Source organism: Microcoleus sp. S13C4 (genome assembly GCF_036700865.1).
Classification (GTDB): Bacteria; Cyanobacteriota; Cyanobacteriia; order Cyanobacteriales; family Microcoleaceae; genus Microcoleus.
Genome location: NZ_JAUBPS010000049.1, coordinates 20,731 through 36,797 on the forward strand (window position 1 = coordinate 20,731; position 16,067 = coordinate 36,797).

The window sequence follows — 16,067 nt, forward strand, 5'->3', positions numbered from 1 at the left end:
TCGATTCCCTTCGGGATAGCTCCGCTTCACGAGCGATCGGTTTTTGGGAGCGGGTTAGGATATCAGTGGCGGTTGTTGTTCGACATATTGAATCAATTAAGGTATTTAGATAATGGCAAAAGTGATTCTCAAGCGAATTTGGCGATCGGGCTTGGTTTGTGCGAGCGTTGTGGTTGGTCTGGGATCGGTGGGGGGGGCAGAGGTACATTCTCGTTCACATCAGCCAGAAACCCAGGTGATGACATTGGTGCCCGATGTGAGTTTCCAGTCGCTCGTGAAGCGGAGCTATCCCGAAGGGAATCGCACGATCGCAGGTTCGGGATTGACAACTGGGGAATTGTACTCTCAGTTTTGGAACCCGTCAAATGCTGGTGCCAAACCGCGAGCAAATCAACCGGCGAAGCCACCGGGGAATCCACAGGTATTTCAAGCTAAAATTAAGCGCCGCGCTGGCGGGACGCCGGTGATTGATGTGGTATTTAACGGCAACAAGACTTTTGAAATGATTCTCGATACCGGGGCGAGCGGCACTTTGATTTCTCAGCAGATGGCTACTGCACTGGGAGTGAGGCCGGTGCGTACTGTGAGAGCGGGGATCGCTGACGGTAGCGTTGTCGAGTTGCCGATCGGCGTAGTGCGATCAATTCGGGTTGGGGGTGCTGTGATCCAAAATGTCGAAGTGGCGATCGCCAAACAAATGCAAATTGGTCTGCTCGGTCACGATTTCTTTGGCAATTACGATATAAAAATTAAAAAAGATGTTGTAGAATTTTATGTCCGCTGAGAGTGAGCTGAGTCGGAAACCGATTTTTGCTCAACTCCTGTCCTGTAAAGTTATTCGCAGCCCCGTCAAGGCTGTTAAATTTATTTTTTGAGGCAGTAGCAAAACCCAACCAAGTATGGTATGGTTTCTAGTGTTTCAACAGCCACCGACGGTTAAACTATCCGTGAAATCTGGCCGCAAAAGCACGGCCGCTGTTGGTGAGATCGGTAACAGTCTTCGACTGTGGATTCACAGTTCAAGCCCAGGCAACCCATTAAACAATTCGCAAAGCAGTCGCACTTAGTTCCCAAAATGCTGTGACTGAGGGAAATTTGGTTGGCTTTGTTCAGCGGGAGCTTAGAAAATATGTAAACTGATTAGCGGCAGATGTTCCGCAAAATCGGAAATCATGACGATCGAGAAATTAATTATTGTAAATAAGGTATTCACATGGCACAAGCGTCTGTATCTCCTGTAGTGCTGATTATTCTAGACGGCTGGGGTTATCGTGAAGAAAAAGACGGAAATGCGATCGCCGCGGCAAAAACACCCGTGATGGACAGTCTCTGGGCCGCTTATCCCAGAACTCTGATTAAAACATCGGGTCGGGCGGTAGGGCTGCCAGACGGGCAAATGGGTAACTCAGAGGTTGGTCACTTGAATCTGGGCGCAGGCCGCGTCGTTCCTCAAGAGTTGGTGCGGATCTCGGATGCCGTCGAAGACGGTTCTTTGCTCAACAACCGGGCGCTGGTTGGGCTTTGCGAGAAAGTGCGGCTTCGAGGTGGCAAGTTGCACCTGACTGGTCTTTGTTCCGAGGGCGGGGTTCATTCCCATCTCAGTCATATTAAGGGTTTGCTGCAATTAGCAAAGGCACAGGGAATTTCTGAGGTTTGCATTCACGCGATTACAGACGGCCGTGATACTACTCCGAAAGAAGGTGTCGAAGCTTTAGGCAAAATTGAAAGTTATATCGAAGAGGTAGGGGTAGGTCGGATTGCGACAATCAGCGGCCGCTACTACGCGATGGACAGGGACAAGCGCTGGGATCGGGTGCACCGCGCTTACGAGGTGATGACGACGGAGGGCGCGCCTGACGGTCGATCGGCTGTTGATGTGTTGCAGGCCTCCTATGCTGAAGGAGTGACCGACGAGTTTGCAGTTCCGACTCGGATTGCGCGGGGGGCGGTGGCATCCGGGGATGGGGTAATTTTCTTTAATTTTCGCCCGGACAGGGCTAGAGAATTGACTCAGGCTTTTGTATCTCCCGATTTTAAGGGATTTGAACGGCAGTTAATTGAGCCGCTGACGTTTGCGAGTTTTACTCAGTACGACCCGAAGTTGTCGTCGGTAATGGTGGCTTTTGAACCGCAGAATTTGAACAATATTCTGGGCGAGGTGATTTCTAAGCACGGTTTGCAGCAGTTGCGGACGGCGGAAACTGAAAAGTACGCTCATGTGACTTATTTTTTTAATGGGGGTCTGGAAGAGCCTTTTCCAGGGGAACACCGCGAGTTGGTGCAGAGTCCGATGGTGGGGACTTACGATGAGGCGCCCGAGATGTCGGCGGCCGTGGTGACGGATGGGGTGGTGACGGCTTTGGAAAAGGGGATTTATTCGTTTATGGTGATTAACTACGCTAACCCGGATATGGTTGGTCATACGGGGATGATGGATGCGACGATAATTGCGATCGAAACTGTGGATAAATGTTTGGGGCGGCTGTTGAGTAGCATTAGTAAAGTTGGGGGAACGGCAATTATTATTGCTGACCACGGAAATGCAGAGCAGATGTTTGACGAGGACGGGAATCCTTGGACGGCTCACACTACTAACCCGGTTCCGTTTATTCTGGTAGAAGGCGAAGGTCGGAAGATTCCCGGTCACGGAACGGATGTTCCTCTGAGGACGGATGGTTGTTTGGCGGATATTGCGCCGACGATTCTGGAGCTGTTGAGGTTGCCTCAGCCCCCGGAGATGACGGGACGCTCTATGATTGAACCCGCTAATTTTGAAGTTCGCGCCAATCGAACTCCGGTGCGAGTTCGACTTTAGTAGGGACGCAGCAGTAGGGAAAAAGGCTCTCGCCCTTCTTCGTGTCAATTTAACGTCAAACCCAGTCACAGAATGCTGTTTGACTATTAAGCCTAGATCCCCCCTAGCCCCCCTTAAGAAGGGGGGCACCGGAAATGGATCAAAGTCCCTCTTCTTAAGGGGGATTTAGGGGGATGGAAACTTGACTACAACAACGTAGTAGGGGTCTGCTGTTTGACGATTAGGATTCGATCCCCCCTAGCCCCCCTTAATAAGGGGGGGACAAGAGTCCGGTCAAAGTCCCCCTTATTAAGGGGGATTTAGGGGGATCTGGACTTAAGATTCGATCCCCCCTAGCCCCCCTTAAGAAGGGGAGGACAAGAGTCCGGTCAAAGTCCCCCTTCTTAAGGGGGATTTAGGGGGATCTGGACTCAGGTAAAAGCGATATTTATCAAGGGTTTTAGTCTTAAGTTGACACCAATGGGCTCTTGGAGTGTCCGTGCATAAATTGTGTGCGATCGACCGAATTTGATATGATGATTGATTACCGATTACTAATTACCAATTACCCCTGATTATGAATATTATTTCTGTGTTACAAGTTATCTGGTCTTTGTCTGCTTTAGGACTTGTGATTTTTGTATTGCTGCACAGTCCTAAAGGCGATGGCATTGGAGGGATTGGCGGACAAGCTCAATTGTTTACCAGCGCCAAGAGTGCGGAAACGAGTCTGAACCGGATTACTTGGGGTCTGTCTATTGTTTTTATGGGTTTGACTGTGATTTTGAGTGCTGGTTGGTTGGCGCCTAAGTTATAAGATTTGGATTTTTAACCGCAGATGAACGCAGATAGACGCAGATAATATCAAGTTCATCTGCGTTTATTTGTGTCTATCTGCGGTTGCAAAAATGCGGTTGTGGAAAGTTACGCTAAAACCTCGATTTCTGGCTGGTTTGGAATTGGCTTTATGTTGTTTTAGCCTGATAATTTTTAGTCAGGTTAATACTCCGGCGGCGAGTCTTTCTCCTCTCCCGAATAGTTTGCCGAATCCACAGGTTCATCCTTTGCCGCCAACGCTAGCAAATTGGCAAGATTCCACGGATAGCGGTGATTATTTTGACCAGGTTAAGCCACCGAATTTCGGTCATTTGTTGTGGTCTAAGTTTCCGATTCAGGTTTATGTTGAGCGTCCCGTTGATGCTAATAAGTCTGAAGAATGGGTGGCGGCTGTGTTGGATGTTGTCCGGGAATGGGGGGTTTATTTGCCTTTGGAAGTGGTGGATAGTTCGGAGGTGGCTGATATTAGGATTTTACGTCGGGCTCCGCCTTTGCGTCAAGGGGTTTTGCGATCGCGCTCTGGAGAGGCCACCTATGAATTGTACGCCCGTCGGGATGGGGAGAAAACGGTGTTATCTCATCGGTTTTCGGTTTATTTGAATCCGAATCAAGTGGGTAAGTATGTTCCGGCGACGGCGCGGCACGAGTTGGGTCACGCTTTGGGAATTTGGGGCCACAGTTTGATGGAAACTGATGTGCTTTATTTTTCTCAGGTGAGAAATCCTCCGCCTATTTCAGCCAGGGATGTTAATACTTTGAAGCGGGTTTATGAACAGCCGACTCGGTTGGGGTGGGAATTATAGTTACGGGCGAATGGAATTGGCTTCTACACAAACCAAGCGCGTCTTCGCGGACTTTAAGAACACGATAGTTAATAGGAAAAGGAAGAAAGATGAAAGATGAAGCTTTTGGGATTGTGCCAGTTTTTGCAACTGAAACTGATAGTTTGTTTTTGTTGATTCAACATCAAGCCGGACATTGGGCGTTTCCCAAAGGTCACGCGAATCCGGGGGAATCTGCGTTAGAAACGGCGAAGCGGGAGTTTGAGGAGGAAACTGGCATCCGCGATTGTGAAGTGCTTGCGGAGCCTAGTTTTGTGGAACGTTATTCCTTTGTTAAGGAAGGGAAGCCTAGTTCTGTGGAACATTATTCCTCTGCGAAGGAAGGAGAATCAATTGAAAAGACTGTTACTTACTTTTTGGCTTTTGTAAAGTCAATGGAAGTTCAGTTGCAAGTAGAGGAAGTTCAAAATTCGGCCTGGAGTTCCTTTGAGGATGCAGTTAAGCTGATTACTTTTGATGGGAATCGGCAAATTTTAAGGGAAGTCAAAGCATTTTTGGACGCGAGGAAGCAGTCTTAATCATTGTTGGATGCACACAGTTGTTTATGTAGGGTGCGGAATGCGAACCTTACACTATAAGTCAATACGGTTCCGTTAAGCTCGATCTCCCTGGCGCCCCCCTTAAAAAAGGGGGGGACAAGAACTTGCTCAAAGTCTCCCTTCTTAAGGGGGATTTAGGGGGATCTCCGAGGAATAAATAGTTTTAACCCAAGCGTATTGCGCTATAAGTAGCGTGTCAAAGCACTTTTTGCGTCCACGACTGTTAATATTTAGTCGGGTTATACGATCGCAATTAAGTTTGTAGTAAGGACGTTAGTGCTTAGTGGCCACAAGCTTTAAGAGAGGGCTCCAGTCCTTACTACAAACGAATTGTTTTGTTAGATACCCCACCTCTTGAAAAAGTCGGGTATCTAGGTATTCTGTGGGATTATTTGTGGGTTTTCTGGGCTTCGGCGTGGTGTTGCAAGCGAGAGAAAACGTTGTAGGCATCGGGGCCAGGAGTATCGTGTTCGACAGCGCCATCCATGGGGCCGTCAATGGCTTTCCAACCAGCAATTCCGCCTTTTAATTCAGCTACTTTTTGAAAGCCTGCTGCGCGGAGAAGATTAGCAGCTTCGGCAGTTTTTTGGTCATTTTCGCCGTAGATGTAGATGTCGCGGACTGGTTCTAGGCTGGATTTTGCTCGCTCTACTAAGTCGTCTATTGGCATCATTGCGGCGCCGGTAATGTGGCTTTTGGTGAAGCTTTCAAAATCACGAGCGTCGATGATTGTGAGTCCGGGTTCGCCCCAATCTAAACGGGCTTTAAGGTCGTGGCTAGATGCTTGAGCTTTTAAACCGGGAGGGGTGGGAGTCAAATCGGGAAGTTTTTCTTTGATGTCGGAAATTTGGTCGGGAATATTTTTCATGGGTAAAATGTTGTTCAATGTTTTGATTGCCATTGCAATGTAACAAGATGTTTAGGTTGAATTCGTCTTTCTAAAGGCTGAATCTGGCATTGAACTAAAGTCGCAGTTAAGCTGGGTTGCAGGTGGTTGATTAAGGTTGGGATCGCTAGATTTGTTGAGTTTGCTAGAGGAAAGCGGGCTGTGCTTCAGATGGTTTTATCGCATTTGCTGTGGAGAATTTGAAGTGCGATCGCTGGTTAGATTAGCTATTATATCAAACGATTTTCTTTTAGTCAATCACAATTATTTTAAAATAAAATTTGCCTAATTTGTGTACAGCCGCGCGCGGGATTTTGCTGAAAAGTTGAAATGTTTGTCAGCAAAGTTTATGATAAAATTTGATACTAAGAACAAGTATTTAAAGGTATGAAGATGTCTGAGAAAGATGAAATTGCGGTGTCTAAGACTTTGACAGCCGAAGAGCAAGCGGTGTGGGATGCTAAGGCAAAAGTTCGGGTACTGCTGAATTTGTGGGATTTGGGTGGCGGCAAAATGATGGTGAAAAAGGGGGATTTGACTAAGCGGATTGTGCGGACTAATGAGACGAGTCAGAGATATCTGGAAGTGCTGGGCGAGTTGCAGGCGACTGGGGCGATCGAGTATTCGCTGGTAAATCGGGTGACGCTGGTGGAATTGAGCGCTAAGGGGAAAGAAGTTTTAGCGCAGGGGCTCAAAAGTCGGGATTCTTTGTTTGAGTTTGATGGTTCTCAAATTGGTACTCGGCTGGGAAATTCTTTGTTGAAGTGGATTCGGCATCAGGATGGTGCGGCGAGTGTTGGGGTTGAGAAGGGGAAGGGGGATGTAGGGGCGATCGCATCCTATGACGATTTTAAGGCTGTGGCATTGGATGTATATGACAGCTTGAACCGGGATTATAACTTAGACGATTTAGTGCCGATTTATCGGATGCGGCGGGCGATCGGCGAAAGGGTAGGGCGATCGGAGTTCAATGAGTGGCTGTTGGAAATGCAGGCTCAAGATATTCTCCAACTTATAGGTGGCAGTGTAGAAGACAGTGCCCCCGACAAAATCGAAGATTCTATCACCACAAAAGTGAACGGTTTGCGCTGCTATGTCAAGCGTTTAACCTAATTAACTTGAGTTAGTAGTGCATTCGCTCCTTTATCTTCACACTCACACAAAACGATGAATGACTTTCACTCCTCAATCGCATATCTCGATCAAGCTATTGCAAGTCACAACCCTTTTGACAGATCGTTAATAGTCAGGAGCAATGATATTTGGAAGCCAAGTTTTCCTGATGTTCCTTCTATCAATGCTCATGCCTCTGATGGTGTTTTTCAAGCAATCGAGCAAATTCGTGCCGGGTATCGCACAGTTAGTGGTATCACGATCAGAGCTGAAAAAGGTCTAGGAAAAAGCCACTTAATGAGTCGGATTCGCACCCGCCTTCTAGAAGAAGGTGGTTCTTTCTTTGTTTATATGAGCGACGTAGACTATGGAAACTTAAACCGAGTCAACGCTAACTTTCTAAACACTTTGTCTTTAAGCCTGAAACAGATTGGTAACGAAGGCGTAATGCAGTGGCAAGAATTAGCAACTGCTTTGATAAATGAGGCATTAGGAAAAAATCACATACCTCAAAATTTAGTCAAGCAATTTTCGGGGGCATTGGCTAAAAATCCTAAATTAGTTGATCGCTTAACTGAAAAAGTGCTTCAAGTCAAGTCAAACATCGAAAATCCTTATTTGATCCAGGCTATTCTGTGGACACTTTCTTCAGATAAAGTGAGCTTTGCAACCAACTGGCTGTCTGGAAAAGCCTTGGCACAGGGACAAGCTGATGCAATGGGTTTACCAAATTCTACAGAAGAGGATAAAGAAGGCGAAGCATTGCAGACTGTTTGCCAAATTTTAGACTTAATCGGTGATTACAGAACTCTAGTAATTGGCTTTGATGAGTTAGAGAGTGTAGATCGGAATGAAGCTGGTTTCAACAGGGCGCAGGTCGTCGCACTCTTAGTAAAAGACCTGTACGGTAAAATAAAACGAGGTGTCTTAATGACAGCTATGTTTGATGAAACTTGGTTTAACATTAGAGCATTACCGCAGGCAGAGTCAGTCACAGCTAGAATGGGTGAAAAGATTTTTGATTTAAAGTATCTCAATGCTGATGATGTAGTGACTCTAGTTTCTCAATGGCTCCAAGAATTTTATGACAGTAAAAGTTTAATTCCACCTTATTCCGTTTATCCTTTTGATGAAGCTGAACTGAGAGAACTGGGAAAAGAAAAGTTAATTGTCAGAAAGGTTTTAGAGGAGTGTGCTAAGAATTGGAAAGTGCCTGGTGAGCCTCAACCGCCAACAGCAGCAGATCCACTCCATCAAGTTGAACTTGCATTTAACAAGGAACTAAATGCACTTGAGACAACAATAGAGAAATATTTTGACGATAGCGATATTTTAGCCGAGGCTCTATATTTTGGCTTCCTTTCAGTAAAAGGCGAGATCTTGGAAGAAGTGCAAGTTGAGGAGATTGAAAAAGTAAAAACTAGAGCGGCAGACAGAGGTTATCTCCACTTTAGAATTCGAGGTAAAGAAAATGGACGGTCTGTCAAGATAGTAGTAGCAGTAGTTCAAGAATCGCGAGCAAAATTTGTGACCGCGGCATTAAAGCGGTTAATTCAGTATCAAAAGTTTGATATGACTCGTGGTTGTTTAGTTCGTTCTACAGATGTTAAGTCGAATACTGTAGGCAAACAGTGTTTAGACCAACTTCTTTCTCCAGAACTAGGTGGAGAATTTGTCAAACTCACAAGTGAAGATATCAAGCCTTTATTAGCCATTTATTTTGTCAACAAGGCTCGCGAAGATTACGAGGTAACAGAAGAGCAAATACAGCAGTTTATTGTTCATAAAAATCTTACCCAAGAAAATTATTTAATTAATGAAATTCTTAGCGCTCCGTCGGGTCAGATTCCTGATGGGTTGCTTAGCGCTCAGTGGGGTCAGATTCCTGATGAGTTGCTTGAGAAATGTGAGATGGCTGAACTGGATGGATGTGAGATGGCTGAACTGGATGAAGAAAGTATGGCTGAAAATACCTTCCTGCCTGATACAACGGAAATTAACAACCTCGACGAAGCACTTGATAAATTATTAGGTCAATAAGTGGATGAGTTATTCTGTTTTTGTTGATACGGCTTTGCAGTTACCTGCCCCAGATGTGGAAGCCTTAATCGAAGGGCGAGTGATTGCAGCCATGCCTCGAATTTTCATCGAGCCTGGTAGGTCATTTGCCCTATATCCAGCCAATATCTCGATTAATTTGCTCCCCCATCAGCAATACTACCGATCGAGTTTTTTACCAATTGCTAAAACTTCATTTTCTCAGTTAACTTCTGAGACGATTTTGATAAAAGCTTGGGCTAAATGCGAATGGTGTCAAATACTAAACGATCCAGAATCATTAGAGGCTTTGTCGCAGTTAACAGTCTGGACAACAGAGGCATTACAGCAAACTCTCCTGCAACGACGTAATATTTTTCTAACTCATCTTCGCGTTTATCTGCTACCTCAGCCGTTGGAAATGCCAGTGCATCCCAGCGGCAATTTTGTATCTTTGCCAAAGTCTCTAAATGTTACTGATTCAACGCCAGTGTTGAGCGACTCAATCTTTGCCAAACGCCGTCAAAAGCTGGAAAAACTAGAGCCGCCAGAACATCCAGAATGGGAAGAGTTGCAAAGTGCATTAGTGCATTTATCCACCACCAACCCAAAAGCCAAACAACTAGACGCAGAAATCAAAATGTTTCTAGGTTGGTCGGAAAAATTACCCACAACACAACCAGACCCGGATTTAGCATGGATAAGTGCGATCGCACGAATTGGCAACTCTAGCGATGGTAATACATTTGAAAAATTAGTCCGCCAAAGTTTTGTCAAGCTAGGTTTTGCCAATTCTAACACCAATCCGAAAGCTAGTCTCAATCCAGAATCAACAGGCGGCGCTGGTGGTTTGGACTTTTATTGCGAGACTCCCTATCCAGTAGCGGGAGAGTGCAAAGCTAGCAAACATGAAAGTGTACCTAATAGTGTCACCGCTCAATTGGTTCATTTAGGTTTGACTCACTTGGGTCAAGATAAGTTCGATCGATCGGTTAAAATTATTTTGGCTGCTGGGCCTTTAACTAATCCAGCTAATCAAGCAGCTATTGGTAGTAAAATGAATGTAATTCGCCCGGAAACATTGCAAAAGCTGGTTGAACTGAAAGCTAAGCAACCAGGTTCGATCGATTTATTACAGTTAAAACCTTGTTTGGAACAACAGCCGTTTGGTGAGGAAGCCGATGCTAAGGTTAATCGCTATATTGACGATGTGCGGGAAAAGCTTAAAGTGCGATCGCACTTAATCAAAATCGTGAAAAATCGTCTAGAAATCACAGGTGTTGAAAATGCTGGAGTTGAGGTTCTTCATGGGGCATATTATGCTAATCCCAATCCACCTCAGCCATTGAATCTGCAAGAAATGCACGAAATTTTAATAGAACTTGCCTCGCCATTGACGGGTTTTTTGGGGCGAGTTAAAGAAGATGATTGGCGGCGCGATCGCTTTTATTTCCTGCGCGACTTGCCACTAGATGATTAAGATACGTCAAGGGTGATTCCCTGCGGGATAGCTTCGTCGCCCTTACTTGATCCAATTTCCTACACAGCATCAGGATCTACGCCCAATTCCCGCAACTTCGCCGCCAATCTTTCAGTACGTTGATGCTCATCATCAGCTCGTTCACGCTGCGTTGTAGTTTGGTGTCTAAGTTCCTGCAATCGCGCTTGTTCTGCCTTAATTAACCCCTCTACCAATGGCGGATCTAAAATTTCATTGACTGATAATCTCAGATTGGGAAATACTACAGATCCCATTTCCTCACCCGGCAAGTAATTTACCTCTGTATAAATTTCATCACCTTCGAGAAATGCCATAACTCGCACCCGTTGTCTGTTTTCTGTTGGGTCAACAATCACATATTCCGGTACGTTAGCTAGTTGGTACTCTCCTCGTTTAGTTATATAGTCTCTCCGCCGATCTTGGGTAACTACTTCTATTACTAATAAGGGCGTTTCATCCAAGTCAAGGATGCCCCCTCCGGGTCTAGCACCAGCTTGCTCCAAAAGACTTTGAGTGCAAACAACTACATCAGGAACACGCGAGGAATTTTCTTCTGTTCTCACTCCTAAGCCTGTTTTTACTACTAAGTCAAGATTGTATTCAGCTAGGTAACGCTGCAATTTGTAAACTAAATATTCGCAAATTTTTATGTGTAAAACTGTGGCTGTTGCCAGCGGTATTAATTTGCCTTTGTACAATTCATATTTTACATCGTCATTGCTTTGATAAAATCGGTACTCTTCAAAAGTTAATGTGGACGAAGTATCGAGCTGTTTTTCTTCGACTGCTGGCACAACAGATTGAGACATATATTTTTACCTATCTCTATAGTTTGCTATTATACTAAATTTTGATTTTAACACTCAAGGCATTGAGTACGAAAAGCTCGATCGCCCTTATTGACAATCAAGCAATTTGATCCGGTTAAATATTTAGTTCAGTTCACCATTTGGGCGATCGCCTCAACAACGCTGTAGCTGCCTCACTGTCGAGAGGTTTAGAGAAAAAGAACCCCTGACCGTACTCACAGCCGATCGCCCGCATTTGAGCCAATTGGACGGCGGTTTCGACCCCTTCTGCCACTACCTCCATCCCCAAACTGCGCGCCAGCATGACGATCGCCCGCACGATTTCCAAATTTTCGCCCATTTCCCCGATGCGACTGACAAAAGAGCGATCGACCTTCAAAATATTAATCGGGAACTTGTGCAAATAACTCAGAGACGAATAACCAGTGCCGAAATCATCAATACACAGCCCGATACCCAAGTCTCTCAACTGCGAAAGCATCCCCGCCGCCGCTTCTCCATCCTCCATCACCACACTCTCAGTAATCTCCAACTTCAAACAGCGAGCGTCAACACCTGTTTCCAGCAAAACTTGCTTAATTTGCTCGATCGATTCCGGTTCCGCAAACTGCCTTCCGGAAAGATTTACTGCAACTGTCAGCCGCGAATTTCCCACAGGTAAATTCAAACTCTGCCACTTAATAATTTGGCGGCAGCTTTCGTTCAAAACCCACAAACCCAAAGGCGTAATTAACCCTGTTTCCTCCGCCATCGCAATAAATTCCATCGGGGAAACTAAACCCCGTTCCGGGTGCAGCCAGCGCACCAGCGCCTCAAATCCGATAACTGAGCCGCTTTTTAAACAAACGATCGGCTGATAATAAACAGTAAAAGGACATTCCAATTTAAAAGGAGCCAATGGCGACTTCGGACGCTCCAACTTGCGATCGATTTCGCTCATCGGCGAGTTGTCCTCCACCGCCACACATCCGAAATCCAATATGGAATATTTCAAATTTAGTTCTTCAACCGACTCCCGCAAATCGTGTTCCAAGTGCATCAAAGCCACAGCCTGAGTGTGCATCGCACTGGTAAAAACTTCGTAGCGAGCTTTACCGAGAGCTTTTGCCCGGTACATCGCAATATCAGCATCGCGCAAAATATCTCCCGGCCACTGATATTTGTCGGTACTTAAAGCAATGCCGATGCTAGCAGTAATTAAAACTTTATTACCTTCCAAAGAAAGCGGTTGCTCGATTGTTTTGAGAATTTCCTTTGCTTGGGCGATCGCCTCATCAACACCGTGAATTTCTTCTAGCAAAATCACAAATTCATCTCCCCCCAGACGAGCGACTGTATCCCCTGGCCGCAAACAAGTCAAGAGACGGCGAGCCACAGCCACCAACAGCCGATCGCCCGTGCGGTGTCCCTGACTGTCATTAATCACCTTAAACCTGTCCAAATCCAGAAACAGCACCGCAAACTGATCGCTCGGATGCCGTTGGGCGCGGGCAAAAGCTTGCCCTAACCTGTCAGTCAACAAAGCGCGGTTCGGCAACTCCGTCAGCGCATCGTGTAAAGCATCGTGTAACAGTTGTTCTTCAGCCACCTTGCGCTCAGTCACGTCGTGACAGTTGACCACAATTCCCCGCACCGAAGGTTCGTCAAGCAAATTCGTCGCCACCGCTTCCAACACGCACCAGAAACCTTCCTTGTGCTGCACTCGGTATTCCGCCATTCCCAGGCTAACTTTCGGCGTTTGCATGACACCTTTGAACACTTGATCCACCATCGGCAATTCGTCAGGGTGAATCAAGTCAAATATAGACCTGCCGAGGACTTCCGCCGTCGGGTAGCCCAAAATCCGCTCTAGGGAAGGAGATACATAGCGGCAAAAGCCTTTCTCGTCGAGAATCACAATAATGTCTCTAGCATTTTCAATCAACGATCGAAAGCGCTTCTCGCTTTGTCGCAGCTCTTGTTCCGTGCGCTTGCGGTCGGTAATGTCGGTATTAATGTAAATCAGACCAATAATTTTCCCTGTGCGGTCTTTAATCGCATCTGCCCGCAGCAGCATTGGCAAAATTTGGCCACTTTTAGTGCGGTTAGTAACTTCACCTGACCAAGAATAACCCTGGGCGATCGTGTCGAGTACCTCCCTTGCGACTGTGGCGTCAGCAAAAACTGCCGATATACCTCCGGCTAGTTTGAATTCCTCTGCGGTGTCCCATTCAAATAGCTGAGAAAACGCTTGATTTTGATAGATGTGAGTGCCGTCCGCATCGCTGATGCCGATCGCGTCGCTCGAACTTTCCAGGGCCTTGCGAGTCAGCACCAGAGCTTGTTCGGCCCGCTTGCGCTCGGTAATGTCAATTCCTACCAGACAAGCTGCTTTGCCCCGATCGTACTTTTGAGCCACAATCAAATAGTATCCATCCGACTGTCCCCCGTCAGTTTGTAGCTTAACGTTGAGTTCTTTAACCGCTTCCGTAGCGTCGCCGGCAAAAAACTCCACCACAAAAGAGTTAAAATCCGAGCTAGCGCCCAGAAAACCAATATCTTGACCGACAAAAGCCGACGGCCGCAAACCATGCAGTTTGGCTAAATGCTGGTTAACCCCCAAATAGCGCAAATCCGAGCTGATCCAAGATACTGTTCCCGGAACTGCGTCCAAAATCGTTTGCAGTTTGTCGTTAGCTTGCTGCAATGCTTGCTGCACTTCACCGATGGGTTCCGACAAGTCAGACTGAACTCCTACGAAGTGAGTCAAATTAGCGCTGTCGTCTCGCACGGGAGATAGCGATAATTTGGTCCAAAAAGGAGTGCCGTCTTTGCGGTAATTTTTGATTGTTGTCTGGATTTCTCGACCTTGGCGCAAGGCGTCGCGGATTTTAGCTACAGTAGTTCGATCGGTATCCGGGCCTTGCAAAAATCGGCAATTGCGCCCCAAGATTTCATTGGCGCAGTAACCTGTCATCCGTTCAAAGGCCGGATTGCAATAAATTATGGGACAGTCGGGTGCATTGGCGTCAGCAATAACAATGCCGCTGCTAGTAGCGGCCAAAGCTCGATCGCTCAGCCACACGGCTTCTGACGCAGTATGGCGATCGCCGACACCCCCCACTTCACCTAAATTAGAAATTGACTGGTTCTCGCGATCTCCCATCAGCCGAAGTTTCAAGCTAACCTTTACAATTTCCGAGTTGCTTCTTACTTTAGCGTTTTTCAGGGTTCGCGCCACGTAAATTCTATAGTGATACTTAAGTAAGCGGAAATTAACCTTAGTTGTTAGTTGTATTTTCTACGCTTGCTGTTGGGCATTTAAAAAAGCACATCTTCACTTCCCCAGTGAAAAACCCTCTATTCTTCTCCCCCTCAGACTCTCTCCCCCTCTCCCCTTCTCCCCGCGCTCCGTTAATCGGGATGTCGAGCAGCTTATTTAGCAGGAGTTGCAGCTTGAGAGCTCGGCGGCGCAATATTAATTAACGGCAAAGTTCCGCCTCCTCCCATTACTGTTGGAAACTGGCCATTCCATTTTTCAATCGCTTGCTGCTGCAAAATTTCGGCTGTTAAAGTTTGTCGCTGCAAGCGTTGAGCTTCAGCTTTACCTTTAGCACGGTTAATTTCAGCTTGAGCATCTTGGGTGGCTTTTTGAACTGTAAATTCTGCTTGTTTAGCTTCTTGTTCTGCTATTTGCTTGGCTTCGATGGCTTTGCTAAATTCGGGAGAAAAGCCAAAATTTATTAACGAAACATCTCTGACGATGACGCCGTAAGGTTCCAAACGCTTTTTGAGGGTGTTGTCTATTTCTGTTTTTAGTTCCGTGCGCTTAGTGATAATTTCTTCTGCGGTCTTTTTAGAAGTTGCTGCTTTGAGGACTTCCGAAATTGCCGGACTAAGAATGCTGGTAACAATTTGTTCTTCGTCTCCTATTTGTTGGAAAACTTGATTGACGTGGGCGGGGTCAACATTCCAGTTGACTGCCAAATCTGTAGTAATTTTTTGCAAGTCTTTGGATGCTGCATCTGCTTGCAGGTCGGTTTTTTGTACCCGCACGCTGAGAGTTTTTACAGAAGTGACGATCGGTAAAATCGGGTGGATGCCTTCATCTAAAATCGCGTCTTGAATTTTGCCGAAGCGCATCATGACGCCCCGTTCCCCTGCACCGACGATCGCAAAAGGTCTTAAAATTAAGGCGGCGATGATGAAGACGATGCCACCGACGCTGTAGAGAGCTAGGTTGTACCGAACACTTTGCATGGTTTTCATATGTTGCTTAACCTATGTGGTGTTACTTGATGTTAGTTTTCTATTCGATATTATCTAAGATTATAACTTCATCTTAAGGGGGCAACAACTCATAAATTGATTGATTTTTTTTCATAAAACTCATATAGTTGCGAGGGTCTGGGAACCTCTTAGCTCGATGAGCGGGGATGAACAATGAATGGCACTTATATAGCAATCCTTGCAGGAGTCGTAAATTTTTACCCTACCCCAACTCTCCCCGCGGGTTTGGGGAGAAAGTAAGAAATTCACAAATGATGCGAGGATTGCTATAGCTGGGTGAGATTATTGATGAATAAATGTTTCACTTATCTTGACAATGAGGATTTTTTTAGATAGAGAAGAAGTAAATAGATAGCTCGATCGCTCTCCGACAAGGAATAAAATGGCGATCGGAAAGATAAAGCTTTCTAGAAAGCTAAAAAATCAGCATCAAATAGGTA

At 46.0% G+C, this 16,067-nt stretch carries 12 protein-coding genes; 8 read left to right on the top strand and 4 right to left on the bottom strand.

What is annotated here, in order from left to right; translation table 11 throughout:
- Window positions 1–112 precede the first annotated feature (112 nt).
- The 5 genes from QT996_RS19735 (at window position 113) to QT996_RS19755 (ending at window position 4,991) form a co-directional block, all read left to right on the top strand.
- On the top strand, window positions 113–784 hold the full coding sequence (locus tag QT996_RS19735) for a retropepsin-like aspartic protease (RefSeq protein ID WP_333048459.1): 672 nt from the start codon (window positions 113–115) through the stop codon (window positions 782–784).
- A gap of 429 nt (window positions 785–1,213) precedes the next feature.
- A complete protein-coding gene (gene gpmI / locus QT996_RS19740) occupies window positions 1,214–2,815 on the top strand; it encodes a 2,3-bisphosphoglycerate-independent phosphoglycerate mutase (protein WP_333048460.1) in 1,602 nt (533 codons plus the stop codon).
- Between the two features lie 556 nt (window positions 2,816–3,371).
- Window positions 3,372–3,611: a preprotein translocase subunit SecG gene (gene secG / locus QT996_RS19745; protein ID WP_006631642.1), complete on the top strand. Its 240-nt coding sequence runs from the start codon at window positions 3,372–3,374 to the stop codon at window positions 3,609–3,611.
- A gap of 91 nt (window positions 3,612–3,702) precedes the next feature.
- Window positions 3,703–4,434, top strand: coding sequence for a peptidase (locus QT996_RS19750; protein ID WP_333048461.1), 732 nt, complete (start codon window positions 3,703–3,705; stop codon window positions 4,432–4,434).
- A gap of 89 nt (window positions 4,435–4,523) precedes the next feature.
- On the top strand, window positions 4,524–4,991 hold the full coding sequence (locus QT996_RS19755; protein WP_333048462.1) for an NUDIX domain-containing protein: 468 nt from the start codon (window positions 4,524–4,526) through the stop codon (window positions 4,989–4,991).
- 409 nt (window positions 4,992–5,400) lie between these two features.
- On the opposite strand, the gene QT996_RS19760 is transcribed toward QT996_RS19755, so the two are convergent.
- Window positions 5,401–5,913 (bottom strand): rhodanese-like domain-containing protein, encoded by a 513-nt coding sequence (locus QT996_RS19760; protein ID WP_333048463.1) that lies wholly within the window; start codon window positions 5,911–5,913, stop codon window positions 5,401–5,403.
- Between the two features lie 378 nt (window positions 5,914–6,291).
- Between QT996_RS19760 and QT996_RS19765 the strand changes: the two genes are divergently transcribed.
- Genes QT996_RS19765 through QT996_RS19775 form a run of 3 tightly spaced genes read left to right on the top strand, consistent with a single transcriptional unit; the run spans window position 6,292 to window position 10,528 of the window.
- Window positions 6,292–7,011: a hypothetical protein gene (locus QT996_RS19765; protein WP_333048464.1), complete on the top strand. Its 720-nt coding sequence runs from the start codon at window positions 6,292–6,294 to the stop codon at window positions 7,009–7,011.
- A gap of 54 nt (window positions 7,012–7,065) precedes the next feature.
- On the top strand, window positions 7,066–9,051 hold the full coding sequence (locus QT996_RS19770) for a hypothetical protein (RefSeq protein ID WP_333048465.1): 1,986 nt from the start codon (window positions 7,066–7,068) through the stop codon (window positions 9,049–9,051).
- A 4-nt stretch (window positions 9,052–9,055) separates the two neighbouring features.
- A complete protein-coding gene (locus QT996_RS19775; protein ID WP_333048466.1) occupies window positions 9,056–10,528 on the top strand; it encodes a DUF1802 family protein in 1,473 nt (490 codons plus the stop codon).
- A gap of 59 nt (window positions 10,529–10,587) precedes the next feature.
- Here the strand turns inward: QT996_RS19775 and QT996_RS19780 are convergent, their stop codons facing one another.
- From QT996_RS19780 to QT996_RS19790, 3 genes are all read right to left on the bottom strand, one after another.
- On the bottom strand, window positions 10,588–11,358 hold the full coding sequence (locus QT996_RS19780) for a Uma2 family endonuclease (RefSeq protein ID WP_333048467.1): 771 nt from the start codon (window positions 11,356–11,358) through the stop codon (window positions 10,588–10,590).
- A gap of 133 nt (window positions 11,359–11,491) precedes the next feature.
- Window positions 11,492–14,503, bottom strand: a complete 3,012-nt coding sequence (locus QT996_RS19785; RefSeq protein ID WP_333048468.1) for an EAL domain-containing protein — start codon at window positions 14,501–14,503, stop codon at window positions 11,492–11,494.
- Between the two features lie 269 nt (window positions 14,504–14,772).
- The gene (locus tag QT996_RS19790) at window positions 14,773–15,597 is read right to left on the bottom strand and encodes a prohibitin family protein (protein ID WP_333048469.1); all 825 of its coding nucleotides are present in this window, start codon (window positions 15,595–15,597) and stop codon (window positions 14,773–14,775) included.
- Window positions 15,598–16,067 lie beyond the last annotated feature (470 nt).

What these genes read in the sequence shown, in the direction of transcription:
- QT996_RS19735 (WP_333048459.1), top strand. Translation starts at nt 113, where the DNA reads ATGGCAAAAGTGATTCTCAAGCGAATTTGGCGATCGGGCTTGGTTTGT.
- gpmI (WP_333048460.1), top strand. Translation starts at nt 1,214, where the DNA reads ATGGCACAAGCGTCTGTATCTCCTGTAGTGCTGATTATTCTAGACGGC.
- secG (WP_006631642.1), top strand. Translation starts at nt 3,372, where the DNA reads ATGAATATTATTTCTGTGTTACAAGTTATCTGGTCTTTGTCTGCTTTA.
- QT996_RS19750 (WP_333048461.1), top strand. Translation starts at nt 3,703, where the DNA reads ATGCGGTTGTGGAAAGTTACGCTAAAACCTCGATTTCTGGCTGGTTTG.
- QT996_RS19755 (WP_333048462.1), top strand. Translation starts at nt 4,524, where the DNA reads ATGAAAGATGAAGCTTTTGGGATTGTGCCAGTTTTTGCAACTGAAACT.
- QT996_RS19760 (WP_333048463.1), bottom strand. Translation starts at nt 5,913, where the DNA reads ATGGCAATCAAAACATTGAACAACATTTTACCCATGAAAAATATTCCC.
- QT996_RS19765 (WP_333048464.1), top strand. Translation starts at nt 6,292, where the DNA reads ATGTCTGAGAAAGATGAAATTGCGGTGTCTAAGACTTTGACAGCCGAA.
- QT996_RS19770 (WP_333048465.1), top strand. Translation starts at nt 7,066, where the DNA reads ATGAATGACTTTCACTCCTCAATCGCATATCTCGATCAAGCTATTGCA.
- QT996_RS19775 (WP_333048466.1), top strand. Translation starts at nt 9,056, where the DNA reads ATGAGTTATTCTGTTTTTGTTGATACGGCTTTGCAGTTACCTGCCCCA.
- QT996_RS19780 (WP_333048467.1), bottom strand. Translation starts at nt 11,358, where the DNA reads ATGTCTCAATCTGTTGTGCCAGCAGTCGAAGAAAAACAGCTCGATACT.
- QT996_RS19785 (WP_333048468.1), bottom strand. Translation starts at nt 14,503, where the DNA reads ATGGGAGATCGCGAGAACCAGTCAATTTCTAATTTAGGTGAAGTGGGG.
- QT996_RS19790 (WP_333048469.1), bottom strand. Translation starts at nt 15,597, where the DNA reads ATGCAAAGTGTTCGGTACAACCTAGCTCTCTACAGCGTCGGTGGCATC.